Origin of the sequence: Methylobacterium sp. Leaf106 (assembly GCF_001422895.1) — a bacterium.
GTDB classification, from domain to species: Bacteria; Pseudomonadota; Alphaproteobacteria; order Rhizobiales; family Beijerinckiaceae; genus Methylobacterium; species Methylobacterium bullatum.
Window position 1 is genome coordinate 189,018 of record NZ_LMNB01000033.1, and the last position, 22,414, is coordinate 211,431.

General features: G+C 69.1%; 18 protein-coding genes. 14 read left to right on the top strand and 4 right to left on the bottom strand.

The window, feature by feature from the left end; translation table 11 throughout:
- The first annotated feature begins 67 nt into the window (after positions 1-67).
- Positions 68-529 (top strand): winged helix-turn-helix transcriptional regulator, encoded by a 462-nt coding sequence (locus tag ASF34_RS18495; protein ID WP_056148884.1) that lies wholly within the window; start codon positions 68-70, stop codon positions 527-529.
- Positions 530-1,058: 529 nt separating this feature from the next.
- Here ASF34_RS18495 and ASF34_RS18500 read toward each other — a convergent pair.
- The 3 genes from ASF34_RS18500 to crtD form a co-directional block, all read right to left on the bottom strand.
- Positions 1,059-3,197, bottom strand: coding sequence for a TonB-dependent receptor (locus tag ASF34_RS18500; RefSeq protein WP_056163326.1), 2,139 nt, complete (start codon positions 3,195-3,197; stop codon positions 1,059-1,061).
- Between the two features lie 379 nt (positions 3,198-3,576).
- Positions 3,577-4,476, bottom strand: a complete 900-nt coding sequence (locus ASF34_RS18505; protein WP_200913328.1) for a carotenoid 1,2-hydratase — start codon at positions 4,474-4,476, stop codon at positions 3,577-3,579.
- On the bottom strand, positions 4,434-5,984 hold the full coding sequence (gene crtD / locus ASF34_RS18510; RefSeq protein WP_056163329.1) for a 1-hydroxycarotenoid 3,4-desaturase CrtD: 1,551 nt from the start codon (positions 5,982-5,984) through the stop codon (positions 4,434-4,436). The genes ASF34_RS18505 and crtD overlap by 43 nt, the downstream gene beginning before the upstream one ends.
- 86 nt (positions 5,985-6,070) lie before the next feature.
- On the opposite strand from crtD, the gene ASF34_RS18515 reads away from it, so the two are divergent.
- The 12 genes from ASF34_RS18515 to pufC all read left to right on the top strand — a co-directional run bounded on the left by ASF34_RS18515 (position 6,071) and on the right by pufC (position 17,552).
- On the top strand, positions 6,071-6,940 hold the full coding sequence (locus tag ASF34_RS18515; RefSeq protein ID WP_056163332.1) for a polyprenyl synthetase family protein: 870 nt from the start codon (positions 6,071-6,073) through the stop codon (positions 6,938-6,940).
- Positions 6,941-7,238: 298 nt separating this feature from the next.
- On the top strand, positions 7,239-8,327 hold the full coding sequence (locus ASF34_RS18520; RefSeq protein ID WP_056163707.1) for a methyltransferase: 1,089 nt from the start codon (positions 7,239-7,241) through the stop codon (positions 8,325-8,327).
- A 100-nt stretch (positions 8,328-8,427) separates the two neighbouring features.
- A complete protein-coding gene (gene bchC, locus ASF34_RS18525; RefSeq protein ID WP_056163336.1) occupies positions 8,428-9,363 on the top strand; it encodes a chlorophyll synthesis pathway protein BchC in 936 nt (311 codons plus the stop codon).
- Positions 9,360-10,346, top strand: coding sequence for a chlorophyllide a reductase iron protein subunit X (locus ASF34_RS18530; RefSeq protein ID WP_018043288.1), 987 nt, complete (start codon positions 9,360-9,362; stop codon positions 10,344-10,346). The genes bchC and ASF34_RS18530 overlap by 4 nt, the downstream gene beginning before the upstream one ends.
- Positions 10,347-10,351: 5 nt before the next feature.
- Positions 10,352-11,929 (top strand): chlorophyllide a reductase subunit Y, encoded by a 1,578-nt coding sequence (bchY, locus tag ASF34_RS18535; protein ID WP_056163339.1) that lies wholly within the window; start codon positions 10,352-10,354, stop codon positions 11,927-11,929.
- The gene (gene bchZ, locus ASF34_RS18540) at positions 11,929-13,395 is read left to right on the top strand and encodes a chlorophyllide a reductase subunit Z (protein ID WP_018043290.1); all 1,467 of its coding nucleotides are present in this window, start codon (positions 11,929-11,931) and stop codon (positions 13,393-13,395) included. The genes bchY and bchZ overlap by 1 nt, the downstream gene beginning before the upstream one ends.
- 113 nt (positions 13,396-13,508) lie before the next feature.
- Positions 13,509-13,772 (top strand): hypothetical protein, encoded by a 264-nt coding sequence (locus ASF34_RS18545; protein ID WP_018043291.1) that lies wholly within the window; start codon positions 13,509-13,511, stop codon positions 13,770-13,772.
- 170 nt (positions 13,773-13,942) lie between these two features.
- The gene (pufB, locus tag ASF34_RS18550) at positions 13,943-14,170 is read left to right on the top strand and encodes a light-harvesting antenna LH1, beta subunit (RefSeq protein WP_018043292.1); all 228 of its coding nucleotides are present in this window, start codon (positions 13,943-13,945) and stop codon (positions 14,168-14,170) included.
- 14 nt (positions 14,171-14,184) lie between these two features.
- A complete protein-coding gene (gene pufA / locus ASF34_RS18555) occupies positions 14,185-14,373 on the top strand; it encodes a light-harvesting antenna LH1, alpha subunit (protein ID WP_018043293.1) in 189 nt (62 codons plus the stop codon).
- 271 nt (positions 14,374-14,644) lie between these two features.
- Complete coding sequence (gene pufL, locus ASF34_RS18560; RefSeq protein ID WP_018043294.1) at positions 14,645-15,469, top strand: photosynthetic reaction center subunit L; 825 nt, start codon at positions 14,645-14,647, stop codon at positions 15,467-15,469.
- A gap of 14 nt (positions 15,470-15,483) precedes the next feature.
- A complete protein-coding gene (gene pufM / locus ASF34_RS18565) occupies positions 15,484-16,461 on the top strand; it encodes a photosynthetic reaction center subunit M (RefSeq protein ID WP_018043295.1) in 978 nt (325 codons plus the stop codon).
- Positions 16,458-17,552, top strand: coding sequence for a photosynthetic reaction center cytochrome PufC (gene pufC / locus ASF34_RS18570; protein ID WP_056163343.1), 1,095 nt, complete (start codon positions 16,458-16,460; stop codon positions 17,550-17,552). The genes pufM and pufC overlap by 4 nt, the downstream gene beginning before the upstream one ends.
- 1,484 nt (positions 17,553-19,036) lie before the next feature.
- Here pufC and ASF34_RS18575 read toward each other — a convergent pair.
- A complete protein-coding gene (locus ASF34_RS18575; protein ID WP_056163346.1) occupies positions 19,037-21,910 on the bottom strand; it encodes an EAL domain-containing protein in 2,874 nt (957 codons plus the stop codon).
- Between the two features lie 145 nt (positions 21,911-22,055).
- On the opposite strand from ASF34_RS18575, the gene ASF34_RS18580 reads away from it, so the two are divergent.
- Positions 22,056-22,406 (top strand): hypothetical protein, encoded by a 351-nt coding sequence (locus ASF34_RS18580; protein WP_018043298.1) that lies wholly within the window; start codon positions 22,056-22,058, stop codon positions 22,404-22,406.
- Positions 22,407-22,414 lie beyond the last annotated feature (8 nt).

The window sequence follows — 22,414 nt, forward strand, 5'->3', positions numbered from 1 at the left end:
ACCCAGGGTTCACTTTCGGTACAAGGGAACTAGTTGAGACCGCATCGGCTGTGAAGGAGGCAGGATTTTGGGACAAGGTGACGCCGAGGGAACCGCCCCCGCACCGGCTCAGGCCGAATTGGCGCAGACCTTCGCGGGCTGGCGGACGAAAGCGTTCGAGGCCGCCCGTTGCCCCGTCCGCAACGTGCTGGACCGGACCGGCGACAAATGGTCGATCCTGATCCTCACCGCGCTTGCCGGCGGCCCACACCGGTTCAGCGCGATCCTCCGGCTGATCCCCGACCTCTCGAAACGGATGCTGACCCAGACCCTGCGCGACCTCGAACGCGACGGCTACATCGCCCGCACGGTCTACCCGACCAAGCCGCCCAGCGTGGAGTATCGCCTGACCGCTCTCGGCGGCACGCTCATGGAGCCCCTGGCGGCCCTCGTCCGCTGGGCGGAACGGAGCCATGCGGAGATCGAGGCGGCGCGGGTGCGGTTCGATGGGGAAGGGGTGAGTGGGCCGGCCTCGCTGGCGGGACCGTGAGCGACGGCCCGTCTTTCGGTAGGTCGGTTCACCATGAGAATGGCAAGAACGACGGCCCGAAGGCCAACCAGAACCCGGAACGCTGGGTCGTCATTATGTCGAAGCCTGTTTGAGATCCTATCCTCGTCCCGGATTGTTGAGGGCATTGGCGCCCATCGAGGGCATTGGCGCCCATGAGGCTGGCGGCGCAGGCGAGACGCTCTGTCGCGACGTCGAAGCGACCGGCGCGCTCGCGCTGCAGGGCCCCCCAACATCCCATCCAGCCGATTCTTGAATTCGTCGATCCCGACGACGATACCGTTCATCCTCGCCAAATGGGCTTCGCGAAGCGCGGCCCAAGCGATTGTTCGGATGCGACGGAACGGCCGGCGAAGACCCGAGCTCTCATACGAACTCAGGGCCTTCGGGAACGAGGGTCTCTCGCCTGCCACCGCACCGGGGACCTTACCGGATACGGCGGAATCGCACGTTACAAGCGGACCTGCGAGCGCATAGCGTCGACGACATCGGTCGACGACGCTATGTCCGCTCAGAACCGCGCGATGATCTGCGCCCGGATCAGGCGCGGCGCGCCGGGGCTGATGTTATTGTTGCCGTCGGCGGTGGCGATGTAGTGCCGGTCGAACAGGTTCTCGATGTTGATCTGCGCCCGCCAGAACTCGTTCACCCGGTAGAACAGGCCGAGGTCGAACCGCGTGATGCCCGGAAGCCGCACGCTGTTGTCCGACGAGGCGAAGGCGTGCCCGGTCTGGATGTAGCCGATGCCGAAGGAGAATTCCGGCGAGACCTCGAACTTGTTCCAGAGCGTGAAGGCGTTGAAGGGCACCAGGCCGACGGTGTTGCCCGACACGATGGTGCTCGAGACGTTGCTGACGATGCGGGCATCGGTGAAGGCGTAGCCGCCCGCGACCTGCCACCAATCCGTAACGAAGCCGTTGGCGCCGATCTCCGCGCCCTTCGTGTTCGTCTGCCCTGACGTGAGGAAGAAGCCGGGCCGGTTCGGATCGGCGATGCGCTGGTTGTAGCGGTCCAGGTTGTACAAGGCGCCCGTGAGCTGGAGCACGGGGGAGACATCGTACTTGACGCCGAATTCGGCGTTTTCGAACCGCTCGGGCTGCGCGATGGCGAGGCCCGGGGACAGGGAGCCGAATTGGTCCCCCGCCGAGGGCAGGTAGGAGACGCTGTAGCTGCCGTAGATGGCGAGATTTTCGAAGGGCTTCACCACCACGCCGGCGCGCGGCGATAGCAGGTCGTCGATGCGGTTGGTCTGCACCGGGACCGGAGCCCGCGCGTTCAGGTTGTTCGACGTGAAGTCGAAATGGTCGTAGCGCAGGCCGCCGATGAACTGCAGGTGCGGTCCGATCTCGATCTGGTCCTGGGCGTAGACCGCCGCCAGCCCGAGGTCGTAGCGCGTGTTGTTGCCGGTGGTGTTGCGGAAGCTGACCGGTGCGCGGGTGACGGGGCTGAGCGGGTTGACCACGAGGGTCTGCGTCCCGTTGGCGAAGAACCCCTCCTCGCGGAAGGCGCGGCCCTCCTGATAACCGAGTTCGAACCCGGCCAGCAGCGTATGCCGCAAGCCCGCTGTTTCGAACTTGTAGGTGAAGTCGTTCTGGCTGAAGTAGTTCGTCCGCGGCGTCGCGTTGTTGTACGCCGTGATGTTGACGGCCGTGCCCGCGGCATTGACCGAGCCGCCCGGAAACACATTTTGATAGAACTTCTGATAATCGGCGAAGCGCAGGGTGCTGTGGAGCGCCACGCTGGATTCGAATAGGTGGTCGAGGGTCGCGGTGGCGATATTGGCGTCGATGTGGGCGTAGCTCAGGTCCGGATTGCCGAAATACGTCGACACGTTCTGCTTGTAGCGGTATGGGCGCCCGAATTGGGAGGGAATACCGCGATCCGTGTTCCGCTCGTCGTGGAAATACTCGTAGGACAGCTTGAGCGTCGTGACCGGGCTCAGGAGGAAGGTCATGGTCGGGTTGACGCCGTAGCGCCGGACGTCGACGAAGTCGCGGTAAGTGCCTGTATCCTCGACCATGCCGTTCAGGCGGAAGAAGACGTTCTCGTTGACCCGGTCGCCCACATCGACCGCGACGCGCTTGTTGCCGAACTGACCACCCTGGGCCACGATCTCGCGGACCGGAACGCCGTCGGCCTCCTTCAGGACGCGATTGATGACGCCGCCACCGCCGCCACGGCCGAACACGAGGGCGTTCGGACCCTTCAGCACCTCGATGCGCTGCGTGTTGTAAAGGTCGCGGAAGTACTGCACGTCGTCGCGCACGCCATTGACGTAGAAATCGGCGTTGGAGCGCTGCCCGCGGATGACGACGTCGTCGCGGTTGCCCTCACCCTGGTGCGGGATGACGCCCGGAACGTAGCGGACGGCCTCCCCGATGGACTGCATGCCCTGATCGCGGATCTGCTGCTGCGAGATCACCGTCACGGATTGCGGCGTGTCGATGAGCGGCGTGTCGGTCTTGGTCGCGCTGCGGCTGGAACGGCTCAGGTAGCCCACCGTGTTGCCGCGCAGGCCCTCGACGCTGAGCTGGTCGAGGGTCACCGCGGTGTCACCTGCGGGGACGGCCGGTTGCGACCGCGCGGCCGGGGCCAGCACCGTGCTACACAGGAGGGTTGCAAGGAACCGCGATGCTGCTCCGGTGTTCATTGTCGTGTCGCCCGATCGAGGGTTCGTGTTGTACTGATTTTATGCCCTCAATTCAGATTATGGGCATGCACAGTCCCTTCATGACCGGTCGACGGAATAGCAAGCGGGCGAACTAACCTTTCCTGGTCTTTATTTTTTATTGATTCTAAGAATGAATCGAAACAAGCAGCCAATGCTCTCTTAACATTTGGAAAAATTGTTTCCGATTTTAATCCTGGAAACATTCCAGACATGTATCATAGCAAGGCGCGTGTTGCCCGAATGACACAGTCCGGCCGGTGACCCGAATGGCGGATGGCGGGGTGGCCGTCGCCTGAGAGACCTCTCCGATGGGGACAATGTTCGAGGCCAACCCGACGCAGGAGGGCCGCCTCCCTCATCACCCCACCCGACGCGGCATCCGGAACGGCAGCATGAACTGCACCAGCGGGTTGCGGAATCGGTCGAGGGACAGGCTCTCGTGGACCGGGCGCACGGGCTCGCCGTCGAGGATCGAGGCGAGGAGCGAGCGGGCGTAGAACGGCGTGTCCTCGAAGGTGCGGACGATGCTGGACGTCCCGTCGTCGCTCCGCGTGGTGCGGGGCATGCGCCAGAACCGCGTCGGCGGCAGAGCGGCGGGGAGCGGCGGGCGGATGTCGCGGCGGGTGCCGTCGGCGGCAAAGCGCAGGGAGAGGTTCTGGAGGCTGCCGTCGCGGCGGTGCACGTCGTAGAGGATCGCCGATCCGTCCTTGAGGTCGGCCCGGCACCAGGTCCAATCGCTGAAATCCCGGCCCAAAGCGGTGTCGCCGTGGTTGGTGTCGAAATAGGCGGTGCCGCGCCAGGACAGGCTCGGGGCGTCGAGGGTCACCTCCACGGGGGAGGAGGGCGCCATCGGCCACCAGCGGTGCCGGCCCTCCGCGTCGAGGGTGAAGGTGTCCCGCGTGAAGCCGTTGGGGCGCAGGCGGATCGTGCCGCGCACCCGCGAGGGGATCGGCGCCGTCACCTCGTCGAGGGTGATGGTGAGGGTGGTGCCGTCCCAGGCAAGACCGCTCGGGCCGATCCGGATCTGCGACGCGTCCCGCCTGAGGGAATCCCGGCCGCGCTCGGTCATGCAGAAGCGGTTGGCGCGCTCCCCGTAGAGCACGACGTTCATGGTGCAGTGGTCGAACGGGTCGCGGCTGAGGTCCAGGGCGTAATAGGGCGAGAACACGCTGCCGATGAAGGCGATGATCGTGAGCCCCTGGCGGCCGTCCTCGCTCAGGGCGTCGACATACCACCAGACGTAACCGTCCCGGGCCACCGGCGTGTCGAAGCGCGGCCCTTCGCGGCGAGATCGGCCAGCAGGCTGTCCGCCGCGATCCGCCCCGATTGCGCCGCCATCGGCACCCCCGGCCCCGGATGGACGCTGCCCCCCGCCAGATACAGCCCCGGCAGCGCCGTCCTGGCGCCCGGACGCTTGAACGAGGCCATCCAGCCGTGCGAGGCCCGGCCGTAGAGGGCGCCCCCCGTCGCCGGAAACAGCCGCTCGAACCCCGCCGGATCGGTGGTCACCGTCCCGGGCGTCGCCTCGATCGTCAGCCCGCATTCCGTCAGCTTGCGACGCAGATTGGTCTCGCATGTGGCGATCTCCGTGGGGGCGAGGGGGCGCTCCCGGCCGAGAGCCGGGGCGTTGACGAGGCAGAGCAGGCGCTCGGGTCGGTCGAGGGCCGAATCGTCGTCGGCGCGGTCCTGCGCGCAGACATAGACCGTGGGGTCGGACGGCAGCCGGCCGGCGCGGATCTCCGCGAATTCGTTCGCGTAATCGCCCGAGAAGAACACATTGTGCCGCACCAGCGGGAAGCCGGAAGTTTTGGCCTTCGCGCAGAGCGTCACCGCCGAGAGGGAGCGGGCGTTCGACGGCACAGCCTCCACGGCCCGCGCCGCGCGCGATCCGAACAGGCCCGCGCCGAGGGCCGCCGCATCGGCATTGGCCACCACGAGATCGGCCGCGATCCGCTCGCCATCGGCGAGGTCGACACCGACGATGCCGCGCCCGTTCTCCACCGCAATGGCGGCCACCTCGGCGCGATAGCGGATGCGGGCGCCACGCTCCTCGGCGAGATCGGCGATGATGGCGGCAAGGCGGCTGAGGCCGCCCTCCACGTGCCAGACGCCCTGGCTCTCCACATGCGCCACCAGCATCAGCGTCGCCGGGGCCTCGAAGGGCGAGGAGCCGCAATAGGTGGCGTAGCGCCCGAACAATTGGCGCAGGCGAGGATCGCGGAAATATTCGCCGAGCGCCCCCCACAGGGTGGTGAAGGGCTGGATGCGCAGCAGACCGCCGAGGCCCGACAGGCCGACGCGGCGGCCGAGATCGACCGGGCTCGGCCGCTCGCCCCGGATGAACGGCCCTTCCAGCGTGCCGTAGACCTCCGCCGCGCGGGCGCGGAAACGGCGATAGCCGTCCTCCTCGCGGGGGCCGGCGAAGGCGCGGATCGCCGCCGCCGAGGCTTCGGGATCGGCGAACAGGTCGAGGCGCTCCCCCGCCCCCCAGGCATGGCGGGCGAGGATGGAGGCCGGGCGGAGCTCCACGCGGTCCGACAGGTCGGCGCCGCATTCCGAAAAGATCTCCTCGAAGACCCAGCGCATGGTGAAGACGGTGGGGCCGGCCTCCACCCGCGCCCCGTCCGCCGCGACGCTGCGCATCTTGCCGCCGGGCGCGGCCGCGCGTTCGAGCACGGTGACGTCGAGCCCCGCATGGGCGAGGCGCAGGGCCGCCACCAGCCCGCCGATCCCCGCTCCGATCACCGCAACCCGCTTTGCCGCCACTGTGTCACCCGTTTCTGCCTTGACGAGTGTCAATATTATCTGACACTTTGCAATGGCAATACGAAAAGACACCAGGGAGTGGCGCCATGGATGCCAACCGCCGGATCGAGCAGGCTCTCGACGCTGCCGTCGCCCATGCGGAGGCGCCCGGCGCGCCGCCGCTCCTGGCCGAGGCCATCCGCTACGCGGTCTTTCCCGGTGGCCACCGCATCCGGCCCCGGCTCTGCCTCTCGGTGGCGAGGGCCTGCGGCGACGACGATCCGGCGGCCTCCGACGCGGCGGCGGCGGCGATCGAACTCATCCACTGCGCCTCCCTGGTCCATGACGACCTGCCCTGTTTCGACGATGCGCCGATGCGGCGGCAGAAGCCCTCGGTCCATGCCGCGTTCGGCGAGCCCCTGGCGGTGCTGACCGGGGATGCGCTCATCGTCTCGGCCTTCGAGACCCTGGCGCGGGGTGCTGCGCGCTCGCCGGCCCGGCTCGCCGCCCTCGTCGGCCTCGTCGCCCGTGCGGCCGGTTCGCCCAATGGTATCGCCGCCGGGCAGGCCTGGGAATCGGAACGGCATGTGGGGCTCACCGAGTACCAGCAGGCCAAGACCGGCGCGCTGTTCGCGGCGGCCACGGTCACCGGCGCGGCGGCGGCGGGCGCGCAGGCGCTGCCGTGGCGGCTGCTGGGGGAATGCCTCGGCGAGGCCTATCAGGTCGCCGACGACCTGCGGGATGTTGCCTGCCGCCAGGAAGAGATCGGCAAGCCGGTGGGCCGCGACGCCACGCTGGGCCGGCCCAACGCCGCCGCCCTGCTCGGCATGGCCGGCGCGCTCGCGCGGCTCAAGCGCCTCGTGCGCGAAGCCGTGGAGGTGATCCCCGCCTGCCCCGGCGCCGATCAACTCCGCGCCGAGATCGAGGCGCAGACGCGCCTGTTCCTGCCGGCGAGCCTGGCGCGGGAATTGGCGTGAGCGGGGCAGACCCGTGTCGCTAACTGATAACGCATCGCGTGTAAGGCCAGCCGCGAACCCTCCCCCCACGGACCTCGGGCTTGCCCGAGATCCGTCTTTGGCTGACCAAGTCGGGCAGGCCCGACTTGGTGCGGGGGAGGGTGGCCCTCGCGTCAGCGAGGGTCGGGAGAGGGGAGCACCGTCTCCGGAGAGGTCGCCCCCTCTCCCGGTCGCTCCGCGACCACCCTCCCCCGCAGAGGGGGGAGGGGGACAGCGCGCGACCGGGCAAGAGCGCTGGCTCGCCTTCCGCAACCGCACCATCGCCAACCCGGCCTTCCAGCGCTGGGCCGCCGCGTTTCCGCTGACGCGGGGGATCGCGCGGCGCAACACCCGCGCGCTGTTCGATCTCTGCGCCGGCTTCGTCTATTCGCAGACCCTGTTCGCCTGCATCAGGCTCGACCTGTTCGCCATCCTCGCCCCCGGCCCGCTCGGGCTCGAGGCCCTGGCCGAGCGGACCCGCCTGAGGCCGGAGCGGGCGTTGCGCCTGCTGGACGCCGCCGCCTCGCTCGACCTGCTGCGGCGCCTGCCCGACGGGCGCTTCGCCCTGGCCGATCTCGGCGCGGCGCTGATCGGCAACCCCTCCATCGCCGCCATGATCGAGCACCATGCGCTCCTCTACGAGGATCTGCGCGACCCGGTGGCGCTCCTGCGCGGGGAGGGGGGCACGAGCCGGCTCGCCGCCTATTGGCCCTATGCCGGAGCGGCCGGCGACGCGGCGATCCCGGCCGAGGCGGTGGCGGAGTACTCGGCCCTCATGGCCGCCTCCCAATCCCTCATCGCCGAGGACATCCTCGACGCCTATCCCATGCACCGGCACCGCCTGCTGATGGATGTGGGGGGCGGCGAGGGGGCTTTCCTGCGCGCGGCCATGCGGGCGACGCCCGGTCTCGCCGTCCGGCTGTTCGACCTGCCGGCGGTGGCCGCCCGCGCCACGGAGCGTTTCGCGGCCGAGGGCCTGTCCCACCGCGCCGAAGCCCATGGCGGCAGTTTTCGCACCGCGCCCCTGCCGACGGGTGCCGACGTCATCTCCCTCGTCCGGGTCGTCCACGACCATGACGACGACACCGTCCGCCTGCTCCTGCGCGCCGCCTACGACGCGCTCGGTGATGGCGGCACGCTCCTGATCGCCGAGCCGATGGCCGGGACGGCGGGGGCCGAGCCGGTCACCGACGCTTATTTCGGCTTCTACCTGCTGGCGATGGGAAGCGGCCGCTGCCGCCGCCCCGCCGAGCTGACCGCGCTCCTCCAGGAGGCCGGTTTCCGCGACTGCCGCGAGATCCCGACGCGGCGCCCGCTCCTGACCCGCCTGCTGGTGTCCAGACGAATTGACACGCTGCAGCGCAAGTAAGGCTTGACGAATAAAAGTGTCAATCTAGGATGACACATCGAACAAGCGCCGCACCCGTCGCCATCGGGTCGAGGCACGAGACAGGGGAGGGTCGAACACGATGCACGCGCTGGCCGTCCTCTTCGAACGCCCCGAACACCTGTCGCTCGCCGAACTCGCCCTCGATGCTCCGGGCCCGGCCGACGCGGTGGTGGAGACCCTGTGGAGCGGCATCAGCACCGGCACCGAGCGCCTGCTCTGGACGGGCCGGATGCCGCCCTTCCCGGGCATGGGCTATCCGCTGGTCCCCGGCTACGAATCGGTGGGAGAGGTGGTGGAAGCCGGCCCCGCCTCCGGCCTCGCGGTCGGGCAGCGGGTCTTCGTCCCCGGCGCCCGCTGCTTCGGCCCGGTGCGCGGCCTGTTCGGCGGCGCGGCCTCCCGCCTGGTGAGCGAAGGCGCCCGCCTCGTTCCCATCGATGCGGATTTGCGCGAACACGGCATCCTGATCGCCCTGGCGGCCACCGCCTACCACGCTCTCCACGCCCGCCCGGAGGGCCGCTCGCTCATCGTCGGCCACGGGGTCCTCGGGCGGCTTCTCGCCCGCCTGACACGGATCGCCGGCGGCGAGCCTGTGGTGTGGGAGACGAACCCGGTGCGGGCCACGGGCGCGCATGGCTACGAGGTCCTGCATCCGGATGCGGACGAGACCCGCGATTACGGCGCCATCACCGATGTCAGCGGCGACGCCGCGATCCTCGACACGCTGATCGGGCGGCTCAGGCCCGGCGGCGAGATCGTGCTCGCCGGTTTCTACGAGGCGCCGCTCTCCTTCGCCTTCCCGCCCGCCTTCCTGCGCGAGGCCCGCATCCGCGTCGCCGCCCAGTGGCGGCCGGACGATCTCGCCGCGGTTCTCACCCTGATCGAGGGGGGGCGTCTCTCCCTCGACGGCCTGATCACCCATCGTGAACCGGCGGCGCACGCGCCGTCCGCCTATCGCACGGCGTTCGGCGAGCCCGAATGCCTGAAGATGATCCTCGATTGGAGAGCCGCTTCATGAACATGCAGCTGAACGGAGCCGCACTCCTGCGCGCCGAAGCCGCCATCGAGCCGGATGCGGCCCCCGTCTCCGCCACCAAGGAGACGCAGATCATCGCGATCTACGGCAAGGGCGGCATCGGCAAGTCGTTCACCCTGGCCAATCTCAGCTACATGATGGCCCAGCAGGGCAAGAAGGTCCTGCTCATCGGCTGCGACCCGAAGAGCGACACCACCTCGCTCCTGTTCGGCGGCCGCGCCTGCCCGACCATCATCGAGACCTCCACCAAGAAGAAGCTCGCCGGCGAGCAGGTCGCCATCGGCGATGTCTGCTTCAAGCGCGACGGCGTCTACGCCATGGAGCTCGGCGGACCGGAAGTCGGGCGCGGCTGCGGCGGACGCGGCATCATCCACGGTTTCGAACTGCTCGAGAAACTCGGCTTCCACGAATGGGGCTTCGACTACGTCCTGCTCGACTTCCTCGGCGACGTGGTCTGCGGCGGCTTCGGCCTGCCGATCGCCCGCGACATGTGCCAGAAGGTCATCGTCGTCGGCTCGAACGATCTTCAATCGTTGTATGTGGCCAACAACGTCTGCTCGGCGGTGGAATACTTCCGCAAGCTCGGCGGCAATGTCGGTGTCGGCGGCCTCGTCATCAACAAGGACGACGGAACCGGCGAGGCCCAGGCCTTCGCCGCCGCCGTGGGCATCCCGGTCCTGGCCTCGATCCCGGCCGACGACGACATCCGCAAGAAGAGCGCGAATTACGAGATCATCGGCAGGCCCGAGAGCCAATGGGGCTCGCTCTTCGCGGATCTGGCCCAGAACGTCCACGACGCGGCGGCCAACCATCCGACACCGCTCTCCCAGGACGGCCTCCTCGGCCTGTTCAAGGGCGAGGCCGTCGGCCGGGGCGTCACCCTGGTCCCCGCCACCTTCGAGGATATGTGCGGCACGGCCCTGGTCGTGAAGCCGTCCCTCGAAGTCGTCTACGACGAGGTCTGACGCGCATGGCCGTCTCCCTCGACATCGCCGATCTGCGCGCCCGCAAGGAGCGCCCCGCCTCGACCCTGGCTCCCGCCGCATTGCCCGCGGAGGCGGTCAATCTCGCCGCCACCGAGACCGACGGGCTCGGCTGCCATTCCGGCAAGGACGCGATGCGGGCGGCCGCCGAAGCCGCCGGGATGTCGGAGACGCTGGAGCAGCTCAGACAAGACTACCCCCAAGGGCCGCACGACCAGCCCCAGAGCATGTGCCCGGCCTTCGGCTCCTTGCGCGTCGGCCTGCGCATGCGCCGCACGGCGACGATCCTGTCGGGCTCGGCCTGCTGCGTCTACGGCCTCACCTTCACCTCGCATTTCTACGGGGCCAAGCGCAGCGTCGGCTACGTCCCCTTCAATTCCGAGACCCTGGTCACCGGCAAGCTGTTCGAGGACATCCGCGAGGCGGTGTTCGACGTGGCCAAGCCCGCCGATTACGACGCGGTCGTCGTCATCAACCTCTGCGTCCCCACCGCCTCCGGCGTGCCGCTGCGCCTCCTGCCGAAGGAGATCGACGGGGTCCGCATCATCGGCATCGACGTGCCCGGCTTCGGCGTGCCGACCCATGCGGAAGCCAAGGACGTGCTCGCCGGGGCCATGCTGAAATTCGCCCGCTCCGAGGCCGAGCAGGGTCCGGTCCAGGCCCCGCGTCTCGGCCGCTCCGAGCGCCCCAGCGTGACGCTGCTCGGCGAGATGTTCCCGGCCGACCCGGTGGTGATCGGCGGCCTGCTGGAGCCGCTGGGCCTCAGCGCCGGCCCGGTGGTGCCGACCCGCGAATGGCGCGAACTCTACGCGGCCCTCGACTGCGCGGCGGTGGCGGCGATCCACCCGTTCTACACCGCCTCGATCCGCGAATTCGAACTCGCCGGCCGCCCCATCGTCGGCTCCGCCCCCGTGGGCCATGACGGCACCGCCGACTGGCTCGACCGGATCGGCGAGGCCTGCGCCGTGCCCCGCGCCATTGTGGAGGCCGCCAAGAACCGGCTCCTCCCGATGATCCGGGGGGCGCTCGCCGCCACGCCGATCAAGGGCCGGATCACGCTCTCGGGCTACGAGGGCTCGGAACTGCTGGTGGGCCGGCTCCTCGTCGAGAGCGGGGCGGATCTGGCCTATGTCGGCACCGCCTGCCCGCGCACGCCCTATTCGGAGGCCGACCGCGACTGGCTGGAATCACGCGGCGTCATGGTGCGCTTTCGCGCCTCGCTGGAGGACGACCTCTCCGCCATGCGCGAGTTCCGCCCGGACCTCGCCATCGGCACCACGCCGGTGGTGCAGGCGGCCAAGGAGCGGGCGATCCCCGCCCTCTACTTCACCAACCTGATCTCGGCCCGCCCGCTCATGGGCGTCGCCGGCGCCGGGTCGCTGGCCAAGGTCATCAACACGGCGCTCGGCAACCGCCACCGGTTCGACGCCATGCGGGACTTCTTCGACGGGGTCGGCGAGGGACATGCCGCCGGCATCTGGGAAGAGGTGCCGAAGGTCCGCCAGAACGTCGCCTCGGCGACGCGCGGAAAACCCTCCCACAACCCGATCGGGGAGATGGCCTGATGCTCGTCCTCGATCACGACCGGGCCGGCGGCTACTGGGGCGCCGTCTACGTCTTCACCGCCATCAAGGGATTGCAGGTCGTCATCGACGGTCCCGTCGGCTGCGAAAACCTACCGGTCACCTCGGTGCTCCACTACACCGACGCGCTGCCGCCGCACGAACTGCCCATCGTGGTCACCGGGCTGGCCGAGGAAGAGCTCGGCCGCCACGGCACCGAGGCCGCGATGAAGCGGGCGCACGCCACCCTCGATCCGGGCATGCCGAGCGTGGTCGTCACCGGCTCCATCGCCGAGATGATCGGCGGCGGCGTGACCCCGGAGGGCACCAACCTCCAGCGCTTCCTGCCGCGCACCATCGACGAGGACCAGTGGCAGACCGCCGACCGGGCGATGTCCTGGCTCTGGCAGGAATACGGCGCGCGCAAATTCGCCAAGAAGGGCATCCCGGCACGGCCTCCCCGCAAGGAGGGCGAGCGCCCCCGCGTCAACATCATCGGCCCGGCCTACGGCACCTTCAACATGCCCTCGGATCTGGCCGAGATCCGCCGCCTCGTGGAGGGGATCGGGGCCGAGGTGAACCTCGCCTTTCCGCTCGGCTCGCATCTCGCCGACGTGCCGAAACTCGTGAACGCGGACGCCAATATCTGCCTCTACCGCGAGTTCGGCCGCCTGCTCTGCGAAGCCCTGGAGCGGCCCTACCTGCAGGCGCCGATCGGGCTTCACGCCACCACCAAGTTCCTGCGCAAGCTCGGCGAGATCCTCGGCCTCGATCCGGAGCCCTTCATCGAGCGCGAGCGGCACACCACGATCAAGCCGGTCTGGGATCTGTGGCGCTCGGTGACCCAGGACTTCTTCGGCACGGCGAGCTTCGGCATCGTCGCCTCCGACACCTATGCGCGGGGCGTCCGCCGCTTCCTCGAAGACGAGATGGGCCTGCCCTGCACCTTCGCGATCTCGCGCCGGCCCGGCGCCAAGACCGACAACGCGGCGGTGCGCGAGGCGATCAAGGCCAACCCGCCCCTCGTCCTGTTCGGCTCGTTCAACGAGCGCATGTACGCGGCCGAATGCGGATCGCGGGCGGTGTTCGTGCCGGCCTCCTTCCCCGGCGCCATCATCCGCCGCCATACCGGGACGCCGTTCATGGGCTTCTCGGGCGCGACCTACCTCATCCAGGAGGTCTGCAACGCCCTGTTCGACATGCTCTTCCACATCCTGCCCCTGGCCCGCGACATGGACCGGGTCGAGGCGACGCCGGCGCGGATCCATCGCGAACTGCCCTGGGACGAGGCCGCCCGCACCCTCCTCGACGACCTCGTCGAGGCCCATCCGGTGCTGGTGCGGATCTCGGTGGCCAAGCGCCTGCGCGACGCCGCCGAACGGGCGACCCGGAATGCCGGACAGGAGCGGGTCTCCCCGGCCGAGGTCGAGCGCGCCCATGCGGACCTGACCCTCGGAGCGGCGGCATGAGCGCCCCCGCCCCACACCCTCTTTCCGGCTGGAGCGGCGCGGCGCCGTTTCCGTCGAGAACCGGCCTCCTCGCGAGGCCGACCGCCGCGGATCGCGGACAGGAGATCTCCGCCATGCAGTCGATGACCATGTTCCCCCGGACCATGCCCTCCCGCCAGGCTCTGTCGCGTCCCGCCCCGTCGCGCCTGCAGCGGCACGAGCTGCAGTTCCGCCTCCTCCTGGTGGCGACCTACCCGTTCTTCCTCGCGGCGGCGGCGCTCCAGCGCCTCGTCCCGGCACGGGCTCCGGCGGGCCACGGGCTCATCGCCCGGCGCTCGGTCTTCGGCGAGGCCAAGGCCATGGCCGTGTCGGCGATCCCCTTCGTCTTCATGGGCTGACGCTTTCCGGGGCCGGATCGCCCCGGGCCGATGCCCGCCCGATCCGGAACCCGAACGACCTCCCGTCCGACGAGGGGGGAACGACCGTCGCGAGCGCCGCTGCCGGCCCCCGCGACCTCACCCGCCGCGCGTGGAGCACGCACGGCCAGACGAAAGCGGAGGCTCACATCATGTCCAGTGGAATCGAAAAAGCGAGCAGCCTGTCCGGGCTGACCGAACCCGAAGCCAAGGAGTTCCACGCGATCTTCCTGACGAGCTTCATCATCTTCACGGCCATCGCCGTGGTCGCGCATATCCTCGTCTGGATGTGGCGCCCGTGGCTGCCCGGCCCGAAGGGCTACGCCGCCCTCGACACCGTCACGAGCGCCGCGCACGGCCTCGTCTCGATGATCTCCTGAGGAGGAACGCACCCATGCACAAGGTCTGGCTTCTCTTCGATCCGCGCCGCACGCTGGTGGCGCTCTTCACCTTCCTGTTCATTCTGGCGCTGCTGATCCACTTCATCTTGCTCAGCACCGACCGGTTCAACTGGCTGGAAGGCCCCAAGGCCCCGCGCGCCGCCAATGCGCAGACGCTGGTCCTGCCGACGATGCCCGCCTGACCGGCGGGATGCGGATCACTCTCCTCCCCCTCCGGGTCTCGGGCTCGCCCGAGACCCGCATCTCCGGTGCCCATATCGGGCAAGCCCGAGATGGGTGCGGGGAGGAGTTGGAGGTGGGGGTGGTCGGGCGACCCTCCTGCTGCGGAGGCTGGCGGCGCCACCCCCACCCCTAGCCCCTCCCCACAAGGGGGAGAGGGACGCGCTCTGCCGATAAGGGCGGATGCGCGCATCCATCAAGAATCGTGACCTGTGAAGCCGGGAGGTATTCGCGATGGCGATGCTGAGTTTCGAACGAAAATACCGCGTCCGCGGCGGCACGCTCCTCGGCGGAGACCTGTTCGATTTCTGGGTCGGGCCGTTTTATGTCGGGTTCTTCGGCGTCACGACGCTGTTCTTCTCGGTGCTCGGCACCGCGCTGATCATCTACGGCGCCGCACTCGGGCCGACCTGGAACATCTGGCAGATCAACATCGCGCCGCCCGACCTCAAATACGGGCTGGCGCTCGCCCCCCTCAAGGAGGGCGGCCTCTGGCAGATCATCACCTTCTGCGCCATCGGGTCGTTCGTCTCCTGGGCCCTGCGCGAGGTCGAGATCTGCCGCAAGCTCGGCATCGGCTACCACGTGCCCTTCGCCTTCGCGGTGGCGATCTTCGCCTATGTCTCGCTGGTGGTGATCCGGCCGTTCCTGATGGGCGCCTGGGGCCACGGCTTTCCCTACGGCATCCTCTCCCATCTCGATTGGGTCTCGAACACCGGCTACCAGTACCTGCACTTCCACTACAATCCGGCGCACATGCTGGCGGTGTCGTTCTTCTTCACGACCACCTTCGCCCTGTCCCTGCACGGCGCCCTGATCCTCTCGGCCACCAATCCCGGCAAGGGCCAGGTGGTGAAGACGCCCGAGCACGAGGACACCTTCTTCCGCGACACGATCGGCTACTCGATCGGCACGCTGGGCATCCACCGGCTCGGCCTGTTCCTCGCCCTCTCGGCGGGCTTCTGGAGCGCCGTCTGCATCATCATCAGTGGCCCGTTCTGGACCCGTGGCTGGCCGGAATGGTGGGGCTGGTGGCTCAATCTCCCGGTCTGGCGCTAGAGGGGGGCACGACCATGGCCTACTATCAGAACATCTTCACCGAGGTCCAAGTCCGCTCCACCATTCCGGAACTCGGCGTTCCCGTCGATGTCGACCGGCGCTGGGGCACGCCGTTCCACAGCTACCTGTTCGGCCTGTTCGGCAACGCCCAGGTGGGTCCGATCTACATCGGCTATCTCGGCGCCCTCTCGGGCGTGTGCTTCCTCATCGCCTTCGAGATCGTCGGCCTCAACATGTGGGCGAGCGTGAACTGGGACCCGGTCCAGTTCGTGCGCCAGTTGCCCTGGCTCGCTCTGGAGCCGCCGCGACCGCAATACGGGCTCAAGATCCTGCCGCCGCTGCAGGAGGGCGGGTGGTGGCTGATCGCCGGCTTCTTCCTCACCGCCTCGATCCTGCTGTGGTGGGTCCGGCTCTATCGCCGCGCCCGGGCGCTCGGCCTCGGCACCCATGTGCCCTGGGCCTTCGCCTCCGCCATCTGGCTGTTCCTGGTCCTCGGCTTCATCCGGCCGGTCCTGATGGGGTCGTGGAGCGAGGCGGTGCCCTTCGGCATCTTCCCGCATCTCGACTGGACCGCCGCCTTCTCGCTCCGCTACGGCAATCTCTTCTACAACCCGTTCCACATGCTCTCGATCGTCTTCCTCTACGGGTCGACGCTGCTCTTCGCGATGCATGGCGCCACCATCCTGGCGGTGAGCCGCTTCGGCGGTGAGCGCGAGATCGACCAGATCGTCGATCGCGGCACCGCCACCGAACGCGCCGCCCTGTTCTGGCGCTGGACCATGGGCTTCAACGCCACGATGGAATCGATCCACCGCTGGGCCTGGTGGTTCGCGGTGCTGACCACCCTCACCGGCGGCATCGGCATCCTGCTCACCGGCACGGTGGTCGACAATTGGTACCTCTGGGCGGTCAAGCACGGCGTCGCCCCGTCCTATCCGCAGGTCTATGCGCCGGTCGTCGATCCCTTGAGCATGCCGGGGGCGGTCCCATGAAGACGTTCGTCACAGTTCTCGGCGCCTCGATCGCCTTCTTCCTCACCATCGCGATGTTCGGCCTGACCGACTGGGACCGGCCGCCCCTGGCGGTCCATCAGAGCGGCTTTCGCGGCACGGCGATGGACCAGATCCATACCCGCGCCGGGGCGGCCGAGACGAAGGCGGCCAATGTCGCGCCGGCGCCGGCCGACCCGGCCGAGCCCGGCGAGGAACTCGCCGGCGCCACCTACGAGAACGTCCAGGTCCTCAAGAACGTCAGCGTCAACGAGTTCAACCGCCTGATGGTCTCGATGACCGAATGGGTCAGCCCCGAACAGGGCTGCACCTACTGTCACAACACCGAGAACATGGCCGACGACAGCCTCTACCAGAAGAAGGTCGCCCGCCGGATGCTGCAGATGACCCAGCACATCAACGAGAGCTGGAAGGACAAGCATGTGGGCGCCACGGGCGTCACCTGCTTCACCTGCCATCGCGGCCAGCCGGTGCCGGCCCATGTCTGGTTCACCGATCCCGGCCCGAACCGGCCCGGCGGCTTCACCGCCCGGAACAACGGGCAGAACCTGGCCAAGGCCTCGGTGGGCCTCGCCTCGCTGCCCTACGACACCCTGACCGAATACCTCGCCGACAAGACCATCGACAACAACGCCATCCGGGTGAACGCCACCACGGCGCTTCCCACCACCAAGGGCAAGCCGATCCAGGATGCGGAGAAGACCTACGGCCTGATGATCCACATGTCGGAGGGTCTCGGGGTCAACTGCACCTTCTGCCACAACACCCGGGCGATCTCGAACTGGTCGCAGAGCACGCCCCAGCGCACCACCGCCTGGCACGGCATCCGCATGGTGCGGGACATCAACGGCAATTTCCTCGAGCCGCTGACCTCCACCTTCCCCACCGCCCGCCTCGGCGTGCTGGGCGACGTGCCGAAGGTGAATTGCACCACCTGCCACAACGGCCAGAGCAAGCCCCTCAACGGCGCATCGATGATCGAGGCCTATCCGGAACTGGCCAAATCCACCGAGACGGCGAGCGCGGCGGATCCCGTACCCGCGGACCCGGCGCCGACCCCCGCGCCGCAATAGAAATCGGTGCGCATTCCCTCTCCCCGCACGCGGGGAGAGGGCCGCGACGACCCCGTCGTCGGCGCGGCGAGGCGGCAGCCGGGGGTGAGGGGGCTCGGCCGGAGGAGCCATACCCGGAGAGCCCCCCTCACCCTCGCCCTGTCGGGCTCACGTCGCCTCCCGGCAAGGGGAGGACGACGTCCTCTCCCCGCCCGGCGGGGNCCCCCCTCACCCTCGCCCTGTCGGGCTCACGTCGCCTCCCGGCAAGGGGAGGACGACGTCCTCTCCCCGCCCGGCGGGGAGAGGGGGACCAGCCTTTTTCGAATAGGAAAGTGTGCTCCGGCTCTCGGCACCGAAGGCCTGCGCGCATTCCCCTCTCCCCGCGCGCGGGGAGAGGGCCGCGACGACCCCGTCGTCGGCGCGGCGAGGCGAGGCGGCAGCCGGGGGTGAGGGGGCGCGGCCGGTGGAGCCACACCCGGAGAGCCCCCCCTCACCCTCGCCCTGTCGGGCTCACGTCGCCTCCCGGCAAGGGGAGGACGACGTCCTCTCCCCGCCCGGCGGGGAGAGGGGGACCAGCCTTTTTCGAATAGGAAAGTGTCCTCCGGCTCTCGGCACCGAAGGCCTGCGCGCATTCCCCTCTCCCCGCGNTCGCCTCCCGGCAAGGGGAGGACGACGTCCTCTCCCCGCCCGGCGGGGAGAGGGGGACCAGCCTTTTTCGAATAGGAAAGTGTCCTCCGGCTCTCGGCACCGAAGGCCTGCGCGCATTCCCTCTCCCCGCGCGCGGGGAGAGGGCCGCGACGACCCCGTCGTCGGCGCGGCGAGGCGGCAGCCGGGGGTGAGGGGGCTCGGCCGGAGGAGCCATACCCGGAGAGCCCCCNGAAGACTATGCCCTACGGGTTCTGTTCCGAAAGGCAGGCGCGCACTCCCTCTCCCCGCACGCGGGGAGAGGGCCGCGACGACCCCGTCGTCGGCGCGGCGAGGCGGCAGCCGGGGGTGAGGGGGCTCGGCCGGAGGAGCCATACCCGGAGAGCCCCCCTCACCCTCGCCCTGACGGGCTCACGTCGCCTCCCGGCAAGGGGAGGACGACGTCCTCTCCCCGCCCGGCGGGGAGAGGGGGACCAGCCTTTTTCGAATAGGAAAGTGTCCTCCGGCTCTCGGCNCGGGCTCACGTCGCCTCCCGGCAAGGGGAGGACGACGTCCTCTCCCCGCCCGGCGGGGAGAGGGGGACCAGCCTTTTTCGAATAGGAAAGTGTCCTCCGGCTCTCGGCCCCGAAGGCCTGCGCGCATTCCCCTCTCCCCGCGCGCGGGGAGAGGGCCGCGACGACCCCGTCGTCGGCGCGGCGAGGCGGCAGCCGGGGGTGAGGGGGCGCGGCCGGTGGAGCCACACCCGGAGAGCCCCCCTCACCCTCGCCCTGACGGGCTCACGTCGCCTCCCGGCAAGGGGAGGACGACGTCCTCTCCCCGCCCGGCGGGGAGAGGCGTAGGCGTGGTCGCCGACCAACCCTTCACGCCACGGCGTGCTTGGTGGCTCCGCGCCGTCCGGACCAGCGGTCCAGCACATCGGGGATGCTCCCGGCGTCATCGGGGCGGCCGATATAGTAGCCCTGGCCCTCGTCGCAGCCTTCCTGGCGCAGGCGCTCGAACTGGATCTCGTTCTCGATCCCCTCGCCGGTGGTGCGCATGTGCAGGCTGAGGCCGAGGCCGATGACGGCGCGGACGATGAAGGCGGATTCGTCGGCCGCGGTGATGTCGCGGACGAAGGACTGGTCGATCTTGATCTTGTCGAAGGGGAAGCTGCGCAGGTAGCTCAGCGACGAGTAGCCCGTGCCGAAATCGTCCATGGCGATCCGGACGCCGAGGCGGCGCAGGGCGTGCAGGGTGGCGAGGGTGGCGGCGTTGTCCCTGAGCAGGACCGATTCCGTGATTTCGAGCTCCAGGCGCGCGGGGGGGAGGCGGCTCACGCTCAGCGCGTCCTTGACGGACTGGATGACGATGCCGTCCCGGAACTGGGCCACCGAGACGTTGACCGCGACCCGGATGCCGTCGGGCCAGCGCATGGCCTCGCTGCAGGCCGTGCGCAGGGCCCAGTCGCCGAGCGGCACGATCAGGCCGATCTCCTCGGCGACCGTGATGAACTCGGCGGGCGAGACGAGCCCGCGCTCGGGATGGCGCCACCGCATCAGCGCCTCGAACCCGCCGACGCGGCGGCCGCGGAAATCGTAGATCGGCTGGTAGAACATCTCGAACGCGCCCTGGGCCACCGCCTCGCGCAGGTCGAGTTCGAGGGCGCGGCGGGCCTGGAGCCGGATGTCCATCTCCACCTCGAAGAAGCGCCAGGTGCCGCGCCCGTCGGCCTTGGCGCGGTAGAGGGCGACGTCGGCGTTCTTGAGGAGCTTGTCGCAGCTGGTGCCGTCGCCGGGGGCGAGGCAGATGCCGATGCTGACGCCGACCGCGACCTGCTGGCCGTCGAGCTCGTAGGTGTTGCTGACCACGTCAACGATCCGCCGCGCCAGGATGGTGGCCTCTTCCGGATAGGTCACGCCCGCCAGGATGATGGCGAATTCGTCGCCGCCGAGCCGGGCCACGGTGTCGACCTCGCGCAGGCAGGCGGTCAGGCGGTTGCCCACCGCTTTCAGGAGCTCGTCTCCCACCGGGTGGCCGAGGGTGTCGTTGACCTCCTTGAACCGGTCGAGATCGAGGCAGAGCACGGCGAACATGCCGCCGCGCCCGAGATGGGCCAGGGCCTCCTCGATCCGCTCGCCGAACATGGCCCGGTTGGGCAGGCCGGTGAGGACGTCGTGGCGCGCCATGTAGGCGATGCGGGCATCGGCCTGGCGCCGGTCGGTCACGTCCTCGTAGGTGGAGACCATGCCGCCCCCGGCCACGGGCTTGTGCGTGACGGCGAGGACCCGTCCGTTGCCCATCTGGCGGAAGCCCGAACCGGCGGCCGAGATCTGCCGGCCCTCGATCTCGAAGACCGTGCCCTCCTCGGCCGAGGCCAGATAGAGCGAGGCCACGTCCTCGTAGGGCGTGCCGAGGGGCAGGTCGTCCGGCGAGAGGTCGAACAGCTCGCAATAGCGCCGGTTGACCACGGTGAGGTGCCCCTCGGCGTCGAACAGGCACAGGCCCTGGGACATGTTGTCGAGGGCGGTGTCGAGGCGAAGATTGGTCGATTGGAGATGGGCTTCCTGGACCTTGAGCAGGGTGATGTCGCTGCAGACCGCGATGAAGCCGCCGGAGCGCGTGCGGCTGCGGCTGATCCGGAGCCAGCGCCCGTCGAAGAGCTGGGTCTCGCGCGGCGCCGTCCAGTCGTCGTCCTCGGAGAGCAGGGTGCGGGCGAGCGCGTTGCCCTCGAACGCGACGCGGGCCATCGACGTGTCCCGCGGCAGCGGCTCGTGACCGAACCCGAGGAAATCCTCCGCCTGCCCGTTGATGAGCGCGATCCGGCCGGATTCGTCGACCACGACGATGCCTTCGAGGGAGGTCTCGAGGGCGTCGGCGAGATGGGCCTCCGCCGAGATGCGCTGGGCGACCTCCTGCTCCATCGCCCGGCGGATGTTGTCGCGCATGACGCCCATGGAGGCGAGGAGGGCGCCGAGTTCGTCCGCGCTGCCGGACGGGATCGTCACGCTGAGGTCCCCGGCCGCGATCCGCGAGGCGACCATGGAGGCGTCCGCCACCGGCCGCATGATGCGCCGGGCCAGCAGGAAGGCGACGGAGGCGGACATCAGCAGCGCCAGCAGGGTGCCGAAGAGGTTGATCTGGGTCTCGCGGGCGACGATGGCCCGGGCCTGCTGCCGGTAGATGAAACCGTCGCCGGCGGTGTGGTTGATGAAGAGGTCGAGATGCTCCTCGACGGCGCCGGCATGCCGGTCGACCGCGTCCCAATCGGGATCCCGGGTGTCGCGGCCGGCGAGGACGGAGCGGGCGGCGTCCCAATCCTTCACCGCCCGCTCCACGGCTTGGGCCGCCTGGGTCGCACGGCTCGACTGGGCGCGCTCGACCGCCACGGCGAGATCCTCCGCGAAGACATGGCGAAGGCTGTCGAGCCTGCCTTCGAGCTGCGCCTTCGCGCCAGGGTCGGCGCTCATCCGCCGCCGGGCCTCCAGGGAGCGCATGTTGGCGAAATCGGCGGCGGCGGCCCGCGCATAGTTGATGGACATGAGCGACTGATCGAAAGTCCGGCTCACGAGTTCGTCGGCCCGGCGAATCCCTGACGCCGCCGACAATCCGAGGATGCCCGTGATGGCGCTCATGATGAGAAAGGCGACCAGAATCCGGCCGCGGATGGTGCCCGCGAAAGAGGCGACCGCGGTGATGGGCCTCGGCCAGTTCCTCTCGCCAGCCTTGGCAGATTTCCAACCGTAGATAGATTTCATCCAGTTCGTCTCATCCGGCCATCGGAAATTCTTCGCCTGCAATAGTTAAGTCGGGCTTGAAATCTTTGTAAATTTTGGCCAATTAACAGCCTGTTTACTTGCACCGGCAAGGATGCAAAAGGACGAAATCGTATCGGCGGACGGCATGAGACGCATCACTTCACTCGGTCTCGCGTTCGCCCTCGTTGCCACCGGCGTCGCCGCCTTCGCCCTCCATGCCTCGGCGGCCGGACAGGTCTACCGCGTCTCGCAGAAGGGCCGGGCGTTCCAGCCGAGCGCCCTGGTGATCAAGAAGGGGGAGACCGTCCAGATCGTCAACGACGACGGCGATCTCCTGCATCACGCCTATGTCGACTCGCCGACGTTCCATTACGATTCCGGCGATCAGGAGCCGGGCGGCAAGGCCGAGATCGTCTTCCCCGTGAGCGGGACCTTCGCCGTCCTGTGCGGCATCCACCCCAAGATGAAGCTGGCGGTCCGCGTCGACGGCAACTGACCGCGACG

Coding starts and splice junctions, on each gene's coding strand:
- ASF34_RS18500 (WP_056163326.1), bottom strand. CDS start 3,197: ATGAACACCGGAGCAGCATCGCGGTTCCTTGCAACCCTCCTGTGTAGC.
- ASF34_RS18515 (WP_056163332.1), top strand. CDS start 6,071: ATGGATGCCAACCGCCGGATCGAGCAGGCTCTCGACGCTGCCGTCGCC.
- bchC (WP_056163336.1), top strand. CDS start 8,428: ATGCACGCGCTGGCCGTCCTCTTCGAACGCCCCGAACACCTGTCGCTC.
- ASF34_RS18530 (WP_018043288.1), top strand. CDS start 9,360: ATGAACATGCAGCTGAACGGAGCCGCACTCCTGCGCGCCGAAGCCGCC.
- bchY (WP_056163339.1), top strand. CDS start 10,352: ATGGCCGTCTCCCTCGACATCGCCGATCTGCGCGCCCGCAAGGAGCGC.
- bchZ (WP_018043290.1), top strand. CDS start 11,929: ATGCTCGTCCTCGATCACGACCGGGCCGGCGGCTACTGGGGCGCCGTC.
- ASF34_RS18545 (WP_018043291.1), top strand. CDS start 13,509: ATGCAGTCGATGACCATGTTCCCCCGGACCATGCCCTCCCGCCAGGCT.
- pufB (WP_018043292.1), top strand. CDS start 13,943: ATGTCCAGTGGAATCGAAAAAGCGAGCAGCCTGTCCGGGCTGACCGAA.
- pufA (WP_018043293.1), top strand. CDS start 14,185: ATGCACAAGGTCTGGCTTCTCTTCGATCCGCGCCGCACGCTGGTGGCG.
- pufL (WP_018043294.1), top strand. CDS start 14,645: ATGGCGATGCTGAGTTTCGAACGAAAATACCGCGTCCGCGGCGGCACG.
- pufM (WP_018043295.1), top strand. CDS start 15,484: ATGGCCTACTATCAGAACATCTTCACCGAGGTCCAAGTCCGCTCCACC.
- pufC (WP_056163343.1), top strand. CDS start 16,458: ATGAAGACGTTCGTCACAGTTCTCGGCGCCTCGATCGCCTTCTTCCTC.
- ASF34_RS18575 (WP_056163346.1), bottom strand. CDS start 21,910: ATGAAATCTATCTACGGTTGGAAATCTGCCAAGGCTGGCGAGAGGAAC.
- ASF34_RS18580 (WP_018043298.1), top strand. CDS start 22,056: ATGAGACGCATCACTTCACTCGGTCTCGCGTTCGCCCTCGTTGCCACC.